This is a genomic window from Actinoplanes sp. NPDC051633 (genome assembly GCF_040681735.1).
GTDB lineage: Bacteria > Actinomycetota > Actinomycetes > Mycobacteriales > Micromonosporaceae > Actinoplanes.
In genome coordinates this window covers 1-1535 of the sequence record NZ_JBFAZH010001530.1, presented here as the reverse complement: position 1 = coordinate 1535, position 1535 = coordinate 1, and the positions used below count along the sequence as shown (strand labels likewise).

Below are 1535 nucleotides of genomic sequence, written 5' to 3'. Positions count from 1 at the left end.
GTGCCGGCCTGAGCCAACCAGTTACGCAGACACGACTCGGAAATCCCGAGATCCCGGGCGATCTCACGGATCGGTTTGTCCCGAAGCCGGGCCAACTCGACCGCGCGCTGACGGAACTCCGGCGGGTGTGGTGCAGGCATCCGAACTCCTCCCTCGGCGACCAGTGTCGCCTCAGCGATGGTGTCCGGGAAACCGGGGGAAGCTCAGGCCTACGTCGAACGACGCCGCGCAGAAGGACGAACAACCAAAGAAATCCGGCGCTGCCTCAAGCGCTACCTCGCCCGCCAGCTCTACCGAACCCTCGAAAGACTCCACGCCCGCCCCGACACCTGCCCGCAGGCCGCTTGACAGACATAGAAGAGTCCATCGGCCACATCGCTCACTGGGTCAGCGGCCACCCGAGCCGCTTCCTCGAGTCGCTTCCTCAACGACCGCCAAGGTACGACGACGCCCGATCCTCGGCGGGTTGATCAACGAATACTCGCAGGCAGCTTAGCCGAACCCACCTTGCGAGCCCCACAGGCGGCCTGCTTGATCGTGGGGACTGTCTCGCTAACGGTGTTTCCGGCGGTTCATCAGTAGGTTTCAGCGGCTGGGAAGCGGTCGCTGAAGGTGATGGCGAAGGCGTTCAACGCGGGTTTCCAGCGCATCGTCCATCGGGTCCGGCCGGTCCCGGTCGGGTCCAACGACCGGGTTACGAGATATAGGCACTTTAGCGCCGCTTGCTCGTTCGGGAAGTGCCCGCGCGCCTTGACCGCCCGGCGGTAACGCGCGTTCAACGACTCGATCGCGTTGGTGCTGCACAGCACCTGCCGGATCTCCACGTCGTAGTCGAGGAAGGGGATGAACTCCGACCAGGCGTTGTCCCACAGCCGGATCACCGCCGGGTACCGGCCGCCCCACTTGTCGGCGAGGTCGTCGAACGCGGCCCGGGCGGTGGTGGCGTTGACCGCGGTGTAGATCGGTTTGATGTCGCGTTTCAGCTCATCCCAGTAGCGGCGAGACGTCAGCCGGAACGTGTTGCGGATCAAATGAATGATGCAGGTTGCACCACCGTGCGCGGCCACACGTGGGTGACCACTTCGGGCAGGCCTTTGAGGCCGTCGCAGACCAGGAAGAACACGTCCTTGACGCCGCGGTTGCGCAGGTCGGTCAGCACGCTCATCCAGAACTTGGCGCCCTCACCGCCGGTGCCCGCCCACAGCCCGAGGATGTCCTTGTCACCGTCGAGGGTGACGCCGATCGCGGCGTAGAACGGCCGGTTCGCGACCTGCCCGTCGCGCACCTTGACGACGATGGCGTCGATGAACACCGCCGCGTAGATCTCGTCCAACGGGCGGTGCGACCAGTCGGTCATCTCCTCGATCACCTTGTCGGTGATCCGTGAGACGGTCTCCCGGCTCACCGAGGCGCCGTAGATCTCGGCGAAGTGCGCGCTGATCTCCCCGGTCGTGAGTCCCTTGGCATATAGCGACAACACGATCTCGTCCACGCCCGAGAGTCGCCGCTGCCGCTTCTTGACGATCTGCGGCTCG

The 1535-nt window shown here is 65.0% G+C and carries 1 protein-coding gene and 2 pseudogenes; 1 reads left to right on the top strand and 2 read right to left on the bottom strand.

Translation table 11 applies throughout. The features are described 5' to 3' along the window. The coding region (locus tag AB0M20_RS42835) for a transposase (RefSeq protein ID WP_364307169.1) at window positions 1–140 on the bottom strand (140 nt) is incomplete at its 3' end. 58 nt (window positions 141–198) lie between these two features. Here AB0M20_RS42835 and AB0M20_RS42830 point away from each other — a divergent pair. Beyond that, a pseudogene (locus AB0M20_RS42830) lies at window positions 199–348 on the top strand (IS110 family transposase); the annotation flags it as partial. A gap of 227 nt (window positions 349–575) precedes the next feature. Here AB0M20_RS42830 and AB0M20_RS42825 read toward each other — a convergent pair. Then, window positions 576–1535: pseudogene (locus tag AB0M20_RS42825) on the bottom strand (IS256 family transposase); the annotation flags it as partial.